Annotated in this window: 16 protein-coding genes; 13 read left to right on the top strand and 3 right to left on the bottom strand. The window is 65.5% G+C overall.

The genetic code is table 11. The annotated features are described in order from the left end of the window. Positions 1–92 precede the first annotated feature (92 nt). From E8E95_RS14275 to E8E95_RS14265, 3 genes are read left to right on the top strand one after another with little or no spacing between them, the layout of a single operon-like run. Positions 93–986: an alpha/beta hydrolase gene (locus tag E8E95_RS14275; protein ID WP_280351142.1), complete on the top strand. Its 894-nt coding sequence runs from the start codon at positions 93–95 to the stop codon at positions 984–986. Continuing rightward, positions 983–1306 (top strand): hypothetical protein, encoded by a 324-nt coding sequence (locus E8E95_RS14270; RefSeq protein ID WP_077527632.1) that lies wholly within the window; start codon positions 983–985, stop codon positions 1304–1306. Before E8E95_RS14275 ends, E8E95_RS14270 begins: the two co-directional genes overlap by 4 nt. A gap of 28 nt (positions 1307–1334) precedes the next feature. Continuing rightward, the gene (locus E8E95_RS14265; protein WP_280351139.1) at positions 1335–1835 is read left to right on the top strand and encodes an O-acetyl-ADP-ribose deacetylase; all 501 of its coding nucleotides are present in this window, start codon (positions 1335–1337) and stop codon (positions 1833–1835) included. Between the two features lie 231 nt (positions 1836–2066). Here the strand turns inward: E8E95_RS14265 and E8E95_RS14260 are convergent, their stop codons facing one another. Continuing rightward, positions 2067–4253, bottom strand: a complete 2187-nt coding sequence (locus E8E95_RS14260; RefSeq protein ID WP_280351137.1) for a heavy metal translocating P-type ATPase — start codon at positions 4251–4253, stop codon at positions 2067–2069. Between the two features lie 75 nt (positions 4254–4328). Between E8E95_RS14260 and cadR the strand changes: the two genes are divergently transcribed. Further along, positions 4329–4796, top strand: coding sequence for a Cd(II)/Pb(II)-responsive transcriptional regulator (gene cadR, locus E8E95_RS14255; protein WP_077527635.1), 468 nt, complete (start codon positions 4329–4331; stop codon positions 4794–4796). Positions 4797–4812: 16 nt separating this feature from the next. Here cadR and E8E95_RS14250 read toward each other — a convergent pair whose 3' ends face one another. Beyond that, the gene (locus tag E8E95_RS14250) at positions 4813–5157 is read right to left on the bottom strand and encodes a pilin assembly protein (RefSeq protein WP_179060328.1); all 345 of its coding nucleotides are present in this window, start codon (positions 5155–5157) and stop codon (positions 4813–4815) included. Between the two features lie 203 nt (positions 5158–5360). Here E8E95_RS14250 and ppc point away from each other — a divergent pair, with 203 nt between their 5' ends. From ppc to E8E95_RS14210, 8 genes are all read left to right on the top strand, one after another. Continuing rightward, positions 5361–7997 carry a phosphoenolpyruvate carboxylase gene (gene ppc / locus E8E95_RS14245; protein ID WP_280351135.1) on the top strand — a complete coding sequence of 879 codons (2637 nt, stop codon included), beginning with the start codon at positions 5361–5363 and terminating at the stop codon, positions 7995–7997. Positions 7998–8158: 161 nt separating this feature from the next. After that, positions 8159–8806: an adenylate kinase gene (gene adk, locus E8E95_RS14240; protein WP_179060326.1), complete on the top strand. Its 648-nt coding sequence runs from the start codon at positions 8159–8161 to the stop codon at positions 8804–8806. 84 nt (positions 8807–8890) lie between these two features. Beyond that, positions 8891–9571 (top strand): tRNA (adenosine(37)-N6)-threonylcarbamoyltransferase complex dimerization subunit type 1 TsaB, encoded by a 681-nt coding sequence (gene tsaB, locus E8E95_RS14235; RefSeq protein WP_280351131.1) that lies wholly within the window; start codon positions 8891–8893, stop codon positions 9569–9571. Positions 9572–9675: 104 nt separating this feature from the next. Then, positions 9676–10020 carry a hypothetical protein gene (locus E8E95_RS14230; protein WP_280351129.1) on the top strand — a complete coding sequence of 115 codons (345 nt, stop codon included), beginning with the start codon at positions 9676–9678 and terminating at the stop codon, positions 10018–10020. Then, positions 10020–10874 carry a DUF72 domain-containing protein gene (locus E8E95_RS14225; RefSeq protein ID WP_280351127.1) on the top strand — a complete coding sequence of 285 codons (855 nt, stop codon included), beginning with the start codon at positions 10020–10022 and terminating at the stop codon, positions 10872–10874. Before E8E95_RS14230 ends, E8E95_RS14225 begins: the two co-directional genes overlap by 1 nt. A gap of 119 nt (positions 10875–10993) precedes the next feature. Continuing rightward, positions 10994–11821: an isocitrate lyase/phosphoenolpyruvate mutase family protein gene (locus E8E95_RS14220; RefSeq protein WP_280351126.1), complete on the top strand. Its 828-nt coding sequence runs from the start codon at positions 10994–10996 to the stop codon at positions 11819–11821. Between the two features lie 37 nt (positions 11822–11858). After that, positions 11859–12518, top strand: a complete 660-nt coding sequence (locus E8E95_RS14215; RefSeq protein WP_280351196.1) for an extensin family protein — start codon at positions 11859–11861, stop codon at positions 12516–12518. Between the two features lie 69 nt (positions 12519–12587). Beyond that, positions 12588–13361, top strand: coding sequence for a class I SAM-dependent methyltransferase (locus E8E95_RS14210; protein ID WP_280351124.1), 774 nt, complete (start codon positions 12588–12590; stop codon positions 13359–13361). Positions 13362–13421: 60 nt separating this feature from the next. Here E8E95_RS14210 and E8E95_RS14205 read toward each other — a convergent pair whose 3' ends face one another. Then, positions 13422–14057 carry a TetR/AcrR family transcriptional regulator gene (locus E8E95_RS14205; protein WP_280351122.1) on the bottom strand — a complete coding sequence of 212 codons (636 nt, stop codon included), beginning with the start codon at positions 14055–14057 and terminating at the stop codon, positions 13422–13424. Between the two features lie 92 nt (positions 14058–14149). Between E8E95_RS14205 and E8E95_RS14200 the strand changes: the two genes are divergently transcribed. Continuing rightward, complete coding sequence (locus E8E95_RS14200) at positions 14150–15253, top strand: efflux RND transporter periplasmic adaptor subunit (RefSeq protein ID WP_280351120.1); 1104 nt, start codon at positions 14150–14152, stop codon at positions 15251–15253. Positions 15254–15258: the final 5 nt, after the last annotated feature.

Raw genomic sequence — 15258 nt, 5'->3', positions numbered from 1 at the left:
GCAATGCCGCCACTCGCAACACTTAATGCAGGCCCAGCCAATTCATTCGCCAACCAGCCCGCAGGGCTGGCCTGTGATGTTTCAGGAAGGAAATGCACATGCCCGCTTCTCGCCTCCTGCTGATTCTTTTCGCCCTGTTCCTACAAGGCTGCAGTTCTCTGCTCTTCTACCCGGACCAGTACCTGCCCTTCACGCCGGAAAAGGCCAAGCTGGCGTATCGCGATATCAGCCTGACTGCTGCCGATGGCACGCGCCTGCATGCCTGGTGGCTGCCGGCCAAGCCCGGCGTGGAGGTGAAGGGGACGGTACTCCACCTGCATGGCAACGGCGGCAATGTCGCCACTCACCTGGGCGGCAGTTGGTGGTTGCCGGAGCAGGGCTACCAGGTGCTGTTGCTGGACTATCGCGGCTACGGCCGTTCCGAGGGCTCGCCCAGCCTGCCGGCGCTCTACGAGGACATCGATGCCGCCTTCGCCTGGCTCGACCAGGCGCCGGAGGTCCAGGGCAAACCGGTCGTGCTGCTCGGCCAGAGCATCGGAGGCGCCCTGGCGGTGCACTACCTCTCCGAGCGCCCGGAGCGCCGCGGTCGGCTCAAGGCCCTGGTACTGGACGGCGTACCCGCCAGCTACCGCGAGGTGGCCCGCTTCAGCCTGTCCAATGCCTGGCCGCTCTGGCCATTGCAGGTACCCCTGTCCTGGCTGGTGCCCGACGGAGACAGCGCCATACGCGGCATTGGCGAGCTGAAGGGCTTGCCGATGCTGATCTACCACAGCATCGACGATCCGGTGGTGCCCCTTTCCAACGGCGTGCGCTTGTATCAAGCTGCGCCCCCGCCGCGGGTATTCCAGCCGGTCCGCGGCGGCCATGTGCAGACCTTCGGCGATCCCACCTGGCGCAAGGTAATGGTGCTTTACCTCGAAGACCCCAAGGGCTTCGTCGGACTGCGCCGGCTGGCTGAAGTCCCGAATACAGAGAGTCCCCAATGAGCGAACGCAATCCCATCCCGCTGATCCTCACCGGCATCGGCAGCATTGTCGGCACCGTGATGGTGCTCTGGTACTACGGCTACCTGCACTTCGCCAAACCCGAAGATGCTCTGCTGCTGTCCGACTTCACCATGCTCAAGACCGTCCCCGGCGAGGACTACAAGGTCTCCCTGGAGCCCGCCGCACAGGTGGCGCAGTGCATCGACGGCGTGCTGGTGATGTTCGATACCACGCAGAAGGGCCTGACCGGCGTGCTTGTGGATAACAAGAAGAAAGCGGTGCGCTGCGTAGGTCAGGAGACCCCGCAAGAGGTCAAATAAGGACTAGCCTCCGTAAGGAGGTGACCCTATGGACATTCGTATCTGGCAGGGCGACATCACCACCCTGGAGGTGGACGCCATCGTCAATGCCGCCAACTCCTCGCTGCTCGGCGGCGGGGGTGTTGATGGCGCCATTCACCGCGCCGCCGGCCCTGAACTCCTCGCCCATTGCCGCACCCTTGGCGGTTGCCCCACGGGCGAGGCGCGTATCACGCCCGGCTTCCGCCTGCCGGCGCGGTTCGTGATCCACACCGTCGGGCCGGTCTGGCACGGCGGCACACACCGCGAACCTGAACTGCTCGCCAACTGCTACCGCAACAGCCTCGCCCTGGCCGACGCCGAAGGGCTGGCGAGCATCGCCTTTCCGGCGATCAGTTGCGGGGTGTATGGCTATCCGTTGCAGGAAGCAGCGCGCATCGCAGTAGCCGAGTTGAAACGGCCGAGGCCGGCCGGCAGCAACCTGCGTGAGGCGCTGTTGGTGGCGTTTGGTGCCGATCAGGTGAAGATTTACCAGAACGCGCTGGCGTAGGTTGTGGCTGAGCTACGCGAAGCCCAACGGCGGAGCCGAACCGGGCAACGTTGGGCTTCGCTGCGCTCAGACCAACCTACGTGGCGTTTGGTGCGGACCAGGTGAAGATTTACCAGGACGCGCTGGCGTAGGTTGTGGCTGAGCTACGCGAAGCCCAACGGCGGAGCTGAACCGGGCAACGTTGGGCTTCGCTGCACTCGCGGAACGCCGCCCGGCCCAACCTACGTTCTGTTAGCCCAACGACTTCGGCGACAACACCCGCAACCCGTTGAACACCACCAGCAGGCTCGCACCCATATCGGCGAACACCGCCATCCACAGCGTGCCTTCGCCCATCAGAGTCAACGCCAGGAACACTGCCTTGATACCCAACGCCAGGCTGATGTTCTGCATCAGCACGCTGTGGGTTCGGCGGGACAGGCGGATGAATTGCGGCAGCTTGCGCAGATCGTCGTCCATCAGCGCCACGCCGGCGGTTTCGATGGCAGTATCGGTGCCGGCCGCGCCCATGGCGAAACCGATGTCGGCGCGGGCCAGGGCCGGAGCGTCATTGATGCCGTCGCCGACCATGCCCACGGGCACACCGCCCGACTGGCGCTTGCCGATCTCGGCCAATTTGTCTTCAGGCAGCAGGTTGCCGCGGGCGTCATCCATGCCCACCTGGCCGGCGATGGCTTGCACCGTGTGCGGGTTGTCGCCGGAGAGCATCAGGGTTTTCACCCCCAGTTCATGCAGCTGGCCAACGGCTTCTCGGCTGCTGTCACGCACGGTATCGGCCACCGCGAACAGCGCGAGCACAGTGTTTTCACCACATAGCGCCACCACTGTCTTGCCCTGTGTTTCCAAAGCGTCCAGGCGCGCTTCCAGCTCTGGCCCGCAGAGACCGAGCTCTTCCACCAGGCGGTTATTGCCCAGGTGATAGCTATGCCCTGCAATCTGGCCACTGACGCCGCGGCCGGGCAGGGCGGCCAGGTTATCCACAGCGTAGAGGGCGATGCCGTCGACTTCGGCGGCGCGTGCCACGGCCTGGGACACCGGATGGTCAGAGCGGGCGGCCAGGCTGGCCGCCAGGGCTCGGGCATTGCGCTCACCCGCCTGCAGCAGCTCGAAATCGGTCTGTCGAGGGCGCCCTTCGGTCAGGGTACCGGTCTTGTCCAGGGCCACCCACGCAAGTTTGCGGCCGAGTTCGAGGAAAACCCCGCCCTTGATCAGGATGCCGCCCCGCGCCGCTGCGGCGAGGCCGCTGACGATGGTCACCGGCGTGGAGATCACCAGTGCGCAGGGGCAGGCGATGACCAGCAGCACCAGTGCACGGTAGAGCCAGTCGAGCCAGGCGCTGTCGAACAGCAGCGGGGGAAGCAGGGCGGTGAGTACGGCGATGAGAATCACCACCGGGGTGTAAATGCTCGAGAAGCGGTCGACGAAGCGCTGGGTCGGTGCGCGCGCGCCCTGTGCGGCTTCCACCGCATGGATGATGCGCGCCAGGGTGCTGTCGTCGGCGGCGCGGGTGGCGCGGTACTCCATTTCACCTTCGCCATTGATGGTGCCGGCGAACAGCGGGTCGCCCAGGTCCTTTTCCACTGGCAGGCTCTCGCCGGTGATGGGGGCCTGGTTGACGCTGGAGCGCCCGCTCAGCACTTCACCGTCGAGGGCGATGCGCTCGCCGGGACGCACCCGCAGGCGGGTGCCGGGCAGTACGTCGCGTGCCGGACGCTCGCGCCACTGTCCGTCCTCGAACACCGTGGCCTGCTCGGGGGCCAGTTGCAGCAGGCCGCGAATGGCGTCCCGCGCGCGTTCCAGTGAGCGTGCTTCGATCAGCTCGGCAATGGCGAACAGCACGCTGACCATTGCCGCTTCCGGCCACTGGCCGATCAGCAGGGCGCCGGTGACCGCGATGCTCATCAGGGCGTTGATGTTCAGGTTGCGGTTCTTCAGGGCGATCCAGCCCTTCTTGTAGGTGGGCAGGCCGGCACCGAGGATGGCGAGTATCGCCAGCCCGGCGATCACCCACTCGGGCGCCAGGCCAAACCATTCAAGGGATTCCGCGGCCAGTGCTGCGAGCCCCGCCAGCGCCAGGGGCCACCAGGGTTTCTTCGCCTGGGCCGGCGCCGTGGCGGCAGCGCCCTCGGTCAGTGGCACCGCTTGCATGCCGAGACTTTCGATCAGGCGCTGCAAGGGCTCGACGTTGTCGAAACGGTGCCGAACGCGCAGCAGGCGCTGCATCAGGTTGAATTCCAGCGCCTCGACTGCCGGGACCTTACCCAGGGCGTCGCGGATCAGGCGTTCCTCGGTGGGACAGTCCATGGCGTCGATGCGCAAGCTACTCCAGCGCGCTTCGGCGGTAGCGGCGACGGCGGCTATTTCCGCCGTGGCGGAGCGGGGCGCGTGGTCATGGTCGTGGCAGCAATGGTGGCTCATGGGTCAATTCCTGTTTGACGCTTCGAGTGGCATTGCACACCCTGTAGCAACTACAGAGTCAAGCGGAGGTCGAGCATGAAGATCGGCGAACTGGCGACCCTCACCGGTTGCCCCGTGGAAACCATCCGCTACTACGAACGTGAAGGCCTGCTGCCCGAGCCTTCGCGCAGTGCGGGCAACTACCGGCAGTACGACACACTCCATGTGGAGCGGCTGTCCTTCATTCGTCACTGCCGTTCGCTGGACATGACCCAGGAAGAAATCCGTGCGCTGCTGGCCCTGCGCGATCGCCCCGAGGCCGACTGCGGTACCGCCAATCGACTGATCGAGGAGCACCTGCACCATGTGGAGGTGCGGATCGCCGAACTGCATTCCCTGCGCGACCAGCTCAGGGAGCTGCGCGCACGCTGCAGCGGCGTGGGAGCCAGCGAAGCCTGCGGCATCCTCCGCGAACTGGAGCAGCCCGGACCACCGCCAGTGACCAGCGAGGAATGCGCGCACGCAGGCCATCTGCACGTGCCGGGCGTGCATCGGCGGGGCTGAAACGGACTGCGGCGGTCTAGTGGTTCGTGTTGTCGCGCGGATCGCTCAACTGCCGCAGGTAGCGGCGTGAAAGGGCCAGGAAACGGGGCGTCGGCCCGATGTCTTCATAGAGCGGGTCGCCCTGCTCGTCGGTGGCGACCACCTGGCTGCCCTTGACGTAGGGGAAGCTGGCTTCCAGCTCCTCGAGGGCGGAGCCGACCAGCTCCCCGATCAGCTCCTCGACGCTGCGCTTCGGATACATCTCGGCCAGGGCGGCCAGTCGCGCTGCGGACTCCAGGTCCAGATGAATGCTGTACTCGCTGCGGGTCAGGCGACCCTTGGCGTTCTGCTCCCAATGGCGAACCAGTTCTCGGATCTTCATAGACACCTCATCCTCTTCCCACGTGGTTGTGGGTGGCTTTGAACTCCGGGCGGTCTCTGCCACCCGGGAGTCGTCATTCGTGATGGCGGCTACTGTTCAGACTAGCTCGCAGGCGCATGGGGATACACCGTTCGTCGCACCCTTGTATCTGCATGGCGCTATCGGCAATCTGGAGGTCGAATCCAGCTAAGGAGGGGAAGGCAATGGCCGAAATAGACGCGCGCCTGCGTGAAGATGTCCACCTGCTCGGCGAGTTGCTCGGCGACACCATTCGTGCCCAGTTGGGGGACGCCTTCCTCGATAAGATCGAGCGCATTCGCAAGGGCGCCAAGGCCGCGCGCAAAGGCTCGGCCCAGGGCGAGCGCCAGCTCATCGAGACCCTCGACGGCCTTCGCGACGACGAACTGCTGCCGGTGGCTCGCGCCTTCAACCAGTTCCTCAACCTGGCGAACATCGCCGAGCAGTACCACCGCATCCGCAGGCGCGGCACGGACGAACCGCAACCCTTCGAAGATTCAGTGCTCGGCGACCTGTTGCAGCGCCTGCTCCACGCTGGGCACGGCCCGGAGCAACTGGCCCGGCAGCTCGGACGGCTGGACATCGAACTGGTACTGACCGCCCACCCCACCGAAGTTGCACGCCGCACGCTGATCCAGAAATACGACGCCATGGCCGCGCAACTGGCGGCCCTGGATCATGCAGATCTCAGCGATGCCGAGCGCGAGCAGACGCGCCTGCGCCTGCTGCGCCTGATCGCCGAGGCGTGGCACACCGAGGAAATCCGCCGCAGCCGGCCAAGCCCGGTGGATGAGGCGAAATGGGGCTTCGCGGTGATCGAACATTCCCTCTGGCACGCCCTGCCCAATGTGCTCCGCCATGTCGACCGGACCCTGCACGCCGCCACCGGCCTGCGCCTGCCATTGACCGCCGCGCCGGTGCGTTTTGCGTCATGGATGGGGGGCGACCGCGACGGCAACCCCAATGTCACTGCCGCCATCAGTCGCCAGGTGCTGCTGTTGGCGCGCTGGATGGCGGCCGACCTTTATCTGCGTGACATCGATCACCTGGCCTCCGAGCTGTCCATGCAGCAGGCCAGCGATGAGTTGCGGGTGCGGGTGGGTGTCCATCCCGAACCCTATCGTGCGGTACTCAAGCAACTGCGCGACCGCCTGCGCGCCACGCGTGCCTGGGCGGAAGCAGCGCTGGATGGCGACGTCGCGCCGGGTGCCGAGGTGCTGAGCGAGAACACCCAGCTGCTGGAACCCCTGGAGCTCTGCTATCACTCGCTGCATGCGTGCGGCATGGGCGTGATCGCCGATGGCGCGCTGCTCGACTGCCTGCGCCGTGCGGCCACCTTCGGCCTGTTCCTGGTACGCCTGGATGTCCGTCAGGACGCCGGCCGCCACGCCGCTGCGCTCGATGAGATCACCGATTACCTGGGCCTCGGCAACTATGCCGAATGGGATGAAGAGACCCGCCTGACCTTCCTCCAGCGGGAACTGGACAACCGCCGCCCGCTGCTGCCTGCGAACTACCGACCCTCCGCCGACACCGCCGAAGTACTCGCCACCTGCCGCGTGGTGGCCCATGCGCCGGCTGCTTCCCTTGGCTCTTATGTTATCTCCATGGCCGGAGCTCCATCCGATGTGCTGGCGGTGCAATTGCTGCTCAAGGAAGCCGGGTTGCAACGACCTATCCGCGTGGTGCCACTTTTCGAAACCCTGGCCGATCTGGACAACGCGGGGCCCGCTATCGACCGCCTGCTGGGCCTGCCCGGCTATCGCGCCCGGCTGCACGGCCCGCAGGAAGTGATGATCGGCTACTCCGACTCGGCCAAGGATGCCGGCACCGTCGCTGCCGCCTGGGCGCAGTACCGTGCTCAGGAGCGCCTGGTGGACGTGTGCCGCGAGCATCAGGTGGAGTTGCTGTTGTTCCACGGTCGCGGTGGCACCGTGGGGCGCGGCGGCGGTCCGGCCCACGCGGCGATCCTGTCGCAACCGCCGGGGTCTGTGGCTGGGCGTTTCCGCACCACGGAACAGGGCGAGATGATTCGTTTCAAGTTCGGTTTGCCGGGTATCGCCGAGCAGAACCTCAACACCTACCTGGCTGCTGTCCTGGAGGCGACCCTGCTGCCGCCACCGGAGCCGGAACCGGCCTGGCGCGCCGCCATGGACCGCCTCGCGACGGACGGTGTGGCCGCCTACCGTGCCGTGGTGCGTGAGCATCCGCAGTTCGTCGAGTATTTCCGCCAGGCGACGCCCGAGCAGGAACTGGGCCGTCTGCCGCTGGGCAGTCGACCGGCCAAGCGCCGCGCCGGCGGGGTGGAAAGCCTGCGGGCGATCCCCTGGATCTTCGCCTGGACCCAGACACGCCTGATGCTGCCGGCCTGGCTGGGCTGGGAAACGGCCCTGGCCAATGCCCAGCAACGTGGTGAAACCCAGCTGCTGGAGAGGATGCGCGAGCGCTGGCCGTTCTTCGCCACGCGCATCGACATGCTGGAGATGGTCCTGGCCAAGGCCGATGCCAATATCGCCGCGCTCTACGACGAGCGGCTGGTGCCGGAAGAGCTGAAATCCCTGGGTGCGCAGTTGCGCGACCTATTGTCGCAGGCGCGTACTTCGGTACTGGCTCTGACCGGTCAGTCCGAGCTTCTGGCGCATAACCCGGAGACCCGCGAAGCCATCAGTGTGCGCAATACCTACCTGGACCCCCTGCACCTGCTTCAGACGGAGCTCCTGGCCCGTTCCAGACGCTGCGAAGAGCACGTCGAAGGGCCGTTGGAACAGGCCCTTCTGGTGAGCGTTGCGGGCATCGCAGCAGGGCTCCGCAACACCGGTTGAGGCCGTTTTCACCCCTCCTTCCGGCGTCTTGTGCGCTATAGGGGCGCTGTGTATCTTGAACGTCCTTTTGGCCCGACAGCGACGCCGAAAACCTATTCTGAGATTGGCCCCATGAGGCAAATCCGACCGATCTGAAAACAAAATCTTTGAGGAGCACATCGATGCGCGTGATTCTGCTGGGGGCCCCTGGTGCCGGCAAAGGTACTCAAGCCGGTTTCATCACCAAGAAGTTCGGCATTCCGCAAATTTCCACCGGCGACATGCTGCGCGCAGCCGTCAAGGCCGGTACCGAGCTCGGCCTGCAGGCCAAGAGCGTAATGGATGCTGGTGGCCTGGTTTCCGACGACCTGATCATCAACCTGGTCAAGGAACGCATCGCCCAGCCCGACTGCGCCAACGGCTTCCTCTTCGATGGTTTCCCGCGCACCATCCCTCAGGCTGAAGCCATGAAGGAAGCCGGTGTGAGCATCGACCACGTGGTCGAGATCGCAGTGGACGACGAAGAAATCGTCGGTCGTATCGCGGGTCGCCGTGTGCACCTGGCCTCCGGCCGCGTCTACCACACCGAGCACAACCCGCCGAAGGTTGCCGGCAAGGATGACGAAACCGGCGAAGACCTGATCCAGCGCGAAGACGACAAGGAAGAGACCGTGCGCAAGCGTCTCGCCGTGTACCACTCGCAGACCAAACCGCTGGTGGATTTCTACCAGAAGCTCTCCGCCGCTGAAGGCACCCCGAAGTACAGCGCCATTGCCGGCGTGGGCTCGGTGGACGAGATCACCTCCAAGGTGCTGGCCGCTCTCAGCTGAGACGCAGCCCGTATCTGACCAACGGCCCGCTTGCGGGCCGTTGGCGTTTATAATGCGCGCCTTTTTCTGCGTCTGGACTGATCGATGACCACTCTGCTGGCCCTGGATACCGCCACCGAAGCATGCTCCGTCGCCCTGCTGCACGACGGCAAGGTGCTCAGCCACTACGAGGTGATCCCGCGTCTGCACGCCCAGCGTCTGTTGCCGATGATCCAGACCCTGCTGGGCGAGGCCGGTGTGCCGCTGTCGGCGCTGGATGCCATCGCCTTCGGCCGTGGTCCCGGGGCTTTCACCGGTGTGCGTATCGCCATTGGCGTTGTGCAGGGGCTGGCCTTCGCCCTGGATCGTCCGGTGCTGCCGGTGTCCGATCTGGCCGTTCTGGCCCAGCGCGCCCACCGCGAGCAGGGTGTCGACCAGGTAGCTGCCGCCATCGATGCGCGCATGGATGAGGTCTATTGGGGCTGCTACCGCCTGGACGCTGGCGAAATGCGCCTGGCCGGTGGGGAAGCGGTATTGCCGCCCGAGCAGGCACTACTGCCGCGCGATGCGAGCGGTGACTGGTACGGGGCCGGCACCGGTTGGGGCACCTTCGCCGCACGGATTCCGGTGGCGGTCAGTGGCCAGTCGCCAAACCTTCTGCCCCATGCAGAAGACCTGCTGACCTTGGCTCGTTTCGCTTGGGCGCGGGGCGAAGGCCTGCCCGCCGACCAGGCGCAACCGGTCTACCTGCGCGACAACGTCGCCACGCCCAAGGCGCCGCAATAGAATTGCGCCATTGAGCCCCGTGCCGCGGATTGCCAAGCCGTGGCCGGGCGGCTAGAGTCCACCGGCTATAATTTCGAAACGCCAGCACTGCCGAGCAGTAATCGATGCGCATCGACGGCTTTACCTCCACCTTTCCACTGGAACGCAGCCCCCGTCAGGGCAGCGCGGTTACGCCTTTCCGCGAGGTCCAGCGTGAAGAAGAAGCTCGCCGTGAGCAGCCGGGAACCCCGTCTTCGACCCAGGGTTACGAACAGGCTCCGCAACTCCGTCGTGTACAGGCCAGCAATGGCTCCACAGACAGCCTGCCGGTGCGCCCGCAGGACCTGATCCAGCAGCAGCGCGGCATCAGCAACCGTGCCGCCCAGGCCATCGCCAGCTACAGCAGCACCGCCAGCATGACCGCCGAATACGACGCGCCCGAAGTTCTCGGCCTCGATCTCTACGCCTGATGCTGCCCTACCATCTGGGCTGCCCGTCCTGGAACGAGCCGGCCTGGCGCGGCAGCTTCTACCCCGCTGACCTGCGACCCGCCGATACCCTTGGTCATTACGTCCAGGTATTCAACGCGGTGGAAGGCAACACCACCTTCTACGCCCGACCCTCCGCCGACACCCTGCAGCGTTGGGCGAACACGATGCCGGAGCAGTTCCGCTTCTGTGCAAAGGTGCCCCGCGACATCAGCCACGAAGGTGATCTGCGCGACCAGTTCGCCGCCACATCCGACTTCCTCAAGCTCCTGGCGCCCCTTGGTCAGCGCCTGGCGCCGCTCTGGCTGCAATTGCCGGCTGCCTTCGGGCCGAACCGACTGGGCGAGCTGGCCTGTTGGCTGGACGAGTTCCAGCATCAGCCTATCGCCGTGGAAGTGCGCAGCCCTGCCTTCTTCGACAAGGGCGACGACGAGCGGCTGCTCAACCGCCTGTTGCATGAGCGCGGCGTGGAGCGAATCTGCCTGGATTCGCGGGCCTTGTTCAGCGTTCGTTCCCAGGACCCGGCGGTACTCCATGCCCAATCGAAGAAACCCCGCGTGCCGGTGCGCCCCACGGCGTTCAGCGGCAGTCCGCAGGTGCGTTTCATCGGCGGGCCGGACCTGGATGCCAACCAGCCATTCCTCGCGCCCTGGCTGGAGAAGATTGCCGGCTGGATCGAACAGGGCCTCACACCGAACATCTTCCTGCATACCCCGGACAACCACCTGGCTGCTGCCCAGGCCCTGCGCTTCCATGCCTGCCTCCGCGAGCGCCTGCCAGGGCTGCCGGAGCTGGTGCTTCCGGAGCCGCCAGCGCAACAACTTGGCCTGCTCTGACCGCTGACCCGTCGCCCCATAGCGGCGTTGCAATCCAAATCGACAGTTCGCCGCAGCACGAACTGTCTCGCATCACCTTGGGCTAGGCTGAACTCTTCCCCCGGAATGCGGAGCCTGCCATGACCACCCAAGCACAACGCGGTGAAGCCTTCGCCAGCCTGCATCGCGGCCCCGGCGTTCTCGTCTTGCCCAACCCCTGGGACGCCGGCTCGGCGAAGATGCTCGCCCATCTGGGATTCCATGCCCTGGCGACCACCAGTGCCGGTCTGGCGTTTGCCTTGGGACGACGGGATGCCGAAGGCAATGTCAGTCGCGACGAGGCTCTGGCCAATGCCCGCAAAATAGTGGAAGCCACGCCGTTGCCGGTGGCGGCGGACCTGGAGAACGGTTACGGCGATCATCCCGAGGATTGCGCGGCGACCATTCGTGCTGCCGCGGCTGTCGGCCTGGTAGGCGGCTCCATCGAGGACGCCAGTGGACGTCCCGACGAGCCCATCTACCCCATGGAACTGGCTGTCGAACGCATTCGTGCGGCGGTGGCGGCGGCGCGCGGCCTCGGCTTTCCGTTCACGCTGGCTGCGCGGGCGGAGAATTACCTTCACGGCCGCCCCGACCTGGACGACACCCTGCGCCGGCTGGTCGCCTATGCGGAAGCTGGCGCCGATGTGCTCTATGCGCCGGGCCTGACCACGCGTGAACAAATCCATGAGGTCGTGCACGCCGTGGCGCCGCGTCCGGTGAACGTGCTGGTGGGATCGGCCAGTCTGAAGCTGAGCCTGGATGAGCTGGCCGAGCTTGGGGTCAGGCGCGTCAGCGTCGGTTCGACTCTGGCGCGCGTGGCCCTGGGGGCGTTCTTCCAGTCAGCCGAAGCATTGCGCCGGGGTGATCTCGAACCGATGTCCCGTGCGATGCCTTTCGATCGCTTGAACGATCTGTTCAGGCCCTGAGCCTGTCTTGCGTCGAATCCTGGCCGGTCTCGCGGCGCTGGCCCTCCTGCTGGCGCCGACGTTGGAGCGGGGCTGGCGCCTGGAGCTGCCGCCACGCTGGAATCCCTGGGCGCCGCTGGATGTGCGGGACGCGCCTAACCTGGTGACTCGCTTCAAGCTCTCACGCTTGCAGGGCGACCGCGAGCTTTGCCGACTGGCTCTGACCAGTTCTCCGCTGCGCTACGCGGCATTGCCCGATAGCGCTCCTGTCGCCGGTTGCCCGCTTTCCAACAGTGTGCGTATCAGCGCGTCCGATCTGACATTCAGCAGCAGCTTCATCTCCACGTGCGAGCTAGCGGTAGCCTTCGCCCTGTTCGAGCGCCATAGCCTGCAGCCTACCGCGCAGCAGATATTCGGCCAGCGCGTGGTACGCATCGATCATCTGGGCAGCTTCGCCTGTCGCAATATCGGCGACAGCCAGCGCCGCAGTCAGCATGCAGCGGCCAATGCGCTGGATATCGCCGGATTCCGGCTGGCCGACGGTCGTCATATTTCGGTAGCCAGGGATTGGGCCGGGGATGGTGACAATGCCCGATTCCTGCGCGAAGTGCTGAAGGCGGCCTGTGAACATTTCAGTGTGACCCTCGGCCCGGATTACAACGCTGCCCATCGCGATCACTTCCACCTGGATATGGGGCTATTCCATATGTGCCGCTGAGACGGGCGCGAATCTCCGTCCCTGCTCTGGCAGAATGCGCGGGTTTTTACCGGTCAGGCGATTGCGTCCATGAGTGAAGATTCTGTCAGGGTGAGGGCTGAGGCCCTGGAACCGGCTTTTGCCGAAGCGCTGGATGCCTGGGCGGCACGCCTGGGCCTGGCGCGCGATGGCGAGGCGGATTTCGCCCTGCAGCTGGGCGGTGAGGGCCTGCAACTGCTGCAGCTGGGGCCGGACTCGCCCGGGCCGGTGCGGGTTGATTTCGTCGAGGGCGCCTCTGCCCACCGGCGCAAGTTCGGGGGTGGCAGTGGGCAGATGATTGCCAAGGCCGTCGGGGTGCAGCCGGGCGTCCGCCCAACAGTGCTGGATGCCACGGCGGGGCTTGGTCGTGATGCCTTCGTCCTGGCGACGCTGGGTTGCGACATGACGCTGATCGAGCGCCAGCCGCTGATCGCCGCGCTGCTGGAAGATGGCCTGACCCGCGCCGCACAGGACCTGGAGACGGCGGCAATCGCCGCGCGCATGCGTTTACTGCATGGCAACGCCATCGAGCTGATGCGCACCTGGCAAGGCGAAGCGCCCCAGGTGATCTACCTCGACCCGATGTTCCCGCACCGCGACAAGAGCGCCCTGGTGAAGAAGGAAATGCGCCTGTTCCGCCCTCTGGTCGGGGATGACCAGGATGCGCCGGCCCTACTGGAGGCTGCCCTGGCCCTGGCCAGCCACCGGGTGGTGGTGAAGCGGCCACGCAAGGCGCCGATCATCGACGGCGCGAAGCCAGGCTATGCGCTGGAAGGCAAGTCAAGCCGCTACGACATCTACCCGAAGAAGAAGCTGGGTAGCTGACAGCGCTTGAACCGGGCTGCATCACTCAGCCCGGCCTGCGGAACCCCATCAGTCAACCGCTCAGGGTGCATAGGCCCTGATGAACAGCTCCACCACTTCCTGCACGTGCTCTTCGGCTTCGTCCCCCTCCAGCGCTGCGGCACAGCCGATCAGCATGCGGAAGTTGTGCCCGCCCTTGATCAGGCAGAAGAAATGCTCGGCCGCGTTCTGTGGGTGGTCGATGCGTAGCTTGCCCGCCTGGTTGGCGTGGTCCAGCAGGCCGGTCATTTCCTGCAGGATCTGCAGCGGCCCCGCCTCGTAGAACATCCGAGACAGCTTCTGATCCTGGTTGGCCATGGCCACCATCACCCGGTGCAATTCCAGGGATTCCCGGCTGTTGATCAGCTGATGGAAGCTGCGGCCGATGTTCAGCAGCACGTGCTGGATGCTGGCGTCTGCCGGCAATTCGAACAGCAGCTCTGGCAACTGCTCCTCGCACTTGGCCTTCACCGCGGCAGAGAACAGCGTCTCCTTGTCGGTGAAGTGGCTGTAGACCGTCAGCTTCGAAACGCCGGCCTCGGCGGCGATGGCGTCCATGCTGCTGCCGTCGTAGCCGTTCTGTAGGAAAAGATTTTTCGCAGCTTCGAGAATCGCCTTTCTCTTCGCTGGATCTTTTGGGCGGCCTGGGCCGCTGGTCGGAAATGAATTGTCTGACATTTCTTTCTAAATACTGGACTGGTGAGTTTGCTATTTTTACTATACCCAGCAGTATAAATATTCCAGCTGCTCTTCGCGAAAGGTCATTCATCATGTTTCGCCATGCCTTGCCCCTCGCTTTGCCCCTTTCCCTCTCTTTTTTGATCACGGCCTGCGGTAGTGGGGAGCCTGTGCAACAGGTGGTGCGTCCGGCCATGGTGGTGCAGCCCGAGCCCGCTGCGGATGCGGTGGATACCTTCCCGGGCGAGGTGCGCTCTCGCTACGAGCCGGACCTGGCTTTCCGCATCGGCGGCAAGATCGCCAAGCGCCTGGTGGAAGTGGGGCAGCGGGTGAAGAAGGATCAGGCCCTGGCCGAGCTGGACCCGGAGGACGTGCGCCTGCAACTGGAGGCCAGCCGCGCCCAGGTGGCTGCGGCCGACGCGAACCTCAAGCTGGTGCGGGCCGAGCGGGACCGCTACCGCACCCTGCTGGACCGTCAGATGATCAGTCGCTCCCAGTACGACAACGTCGAGAACCAGTACCGCGCGGGCGAAGCGCGGGTGAAGCAGATCAAGGCCGAACACAACGTCGCCAGCAACCAGGCTGCCTACACCGTGCTGCGTGCCTCCCAGGACGGTGTCATCGCCAGTCGGCGGGCCGAAGTCGGGCAGGTGGTGGCCGCCGGACAGACGGTCTTCACCCTCGCTGCTGACGGTGAGCGCGAAGTGCTGATCAGCCTGCCAGAGCACGCCATTGATCGCTTCAAGGTGGGGCAAGACGTTGCAGTGGAACTCTGGTCCCTGCCTGGCCAACGTTTCCCGGCACGAATCCGTGAGCTGGCACCGGCTGCCGATTCGCAGTCGCGCACCTTCGCTGCGCGGGTCGCCTTCATCGATGGCAAGGCGCCGGCGGAGCTGGGCCAGAGCGCCCGTGTGTTCATCCGCAGCAATGGCTCCGTGCCGCTTTCCGTACCGCTTTCGGCGCTCACCGCCGAGGCCGGTCAGCCTTACGTCTGGGTAGTCGACCCGAAGGACTCCACGCTGAAGCGCCGCCTGGTGCGCGTTGGCCCTTACGGCGAGGACCGCGTGCCGGTGCTTGAAGGCCTCCAGCCCGATGACTGGGTGGTGGCCGCCGGCGTGCAGGTTCTGCGCGAAGGCCAGCAGGTGCGGCCGGTGGACCGCGCCAATCGTTCGGTGAAGATGCTGGCCAAGGAGTAAGGCGC

The organism is Pseudomonas sp. BN414, assembly GCF_029871275.1.
GTDB lineage: Bacteria > Pseudomonadota > Gammaproteobacteria > Pseudomonadales > Pseudomonadaceae > Metapseudomonas > Metapseudomonas resinovorans_C.
This window is presented reverse-complemented; position numbering and strand designations above follow the sequence as displayed.

Coding starts and splice junctions, on each gene's coding strand:
- tsaB (WP_280351131.1), top strand. CDS start 8,891: ATGACCACTCTGCTGGCCCTGGATACCGCCACCGAAGCATGCTCCGTC.
- ppc (WP_280351135.1), top strand. CDS start 5,361: ATGGCCGAAATAGACGCGCGCCTGCGTGAAGATGTCCACCTGCTCGGC.
- E8E95_RS14200 (WP_280351120.1), top strand. CDS start 14,150: ATGTTTCGCCATGCCTTGCCCCTCGCTTTGCCCCTTTCCCTCTCTTTT.
- E8E95_RS14275 (WP_280351142.1), top strand. CDS start 93: ATGCACATGCCCGCTTCTCGCCTCCTGCTGATTCTTTTCGCCCTGTTC.
- E8E95_RS14230 (WP_280351129.1), top strand. CDS start 9,676: ATGCGCATCGACGGCTTTACCTCCACCTTTCCACTGGAACGCAGCCCC.
- adk (WP_179060326.1), top strand. CDS start 8,159: ATGCGCGTGATTCTGCTGGGGGCCCCTGGTGCCGGCAAAGGTACTCAA.
- cadR (WP_077527635.1), top strand. CDS start 4,329: ATGAAGATCGGCGAACTGGCGACCCTCACCGGTTGCCCCGTGGAAACC.
- E8E95_RS14210 (WP_280351124.1), top strand. CDS start 12,588: ATGAGTGAAGATTCTGTCAGGGTGAGGGCTGAGGCCCTGGAACCGGCT.
- E8E95_RS14220 (WP_280351126.1), top strand. CDS start 10,994: ATGACCACCCAAGCACAACGCGGTGAAGCCTTCGCCAGCCTGCATCGC.
- E8E95_RS14225 (WP_280351127.1), top strand. CDS start 10,020: ATGCTGCCCTACCATCTGGGCTGCCCGTCCTGGAACGAGCCGGCCTGG.
- E8E95_RS14260 (WP_280351137.1), bottom strand. CDS start 4,253: ATGAGCCACCATTGCTGCCACGACCATGACCACGCGCCCCGCTCCGCC.
- E8E95_RS14250 (WP_179060328.1), bottom strand. CDS start 5,157: ATGAAGATCCGAGAACTGGTTCGCCATTGGGAGCAGAACGCCAAGGGT.
- E8E95_RS14265 (WP_280351139.1), top strand. CDS start 1,335: ATGGACATTCGTATCTGGCAGGGCGACATCACCACCCTGGAGGTGGAC.
- E8E95_RS14270 (WP_077527632.1), top strand. CDS start 983: ATGAGCGAACGCAATCCCATCCCGCTGATCCTCACCGGCATCGGCAGC.
- E8E95_RS14205 (WP_280351122.1), bottom strand. CDS start 14,057: ATGTCAGACAATTCATTTCCGACCAGCGGCCCAGGCCGCCCAAAAGAT.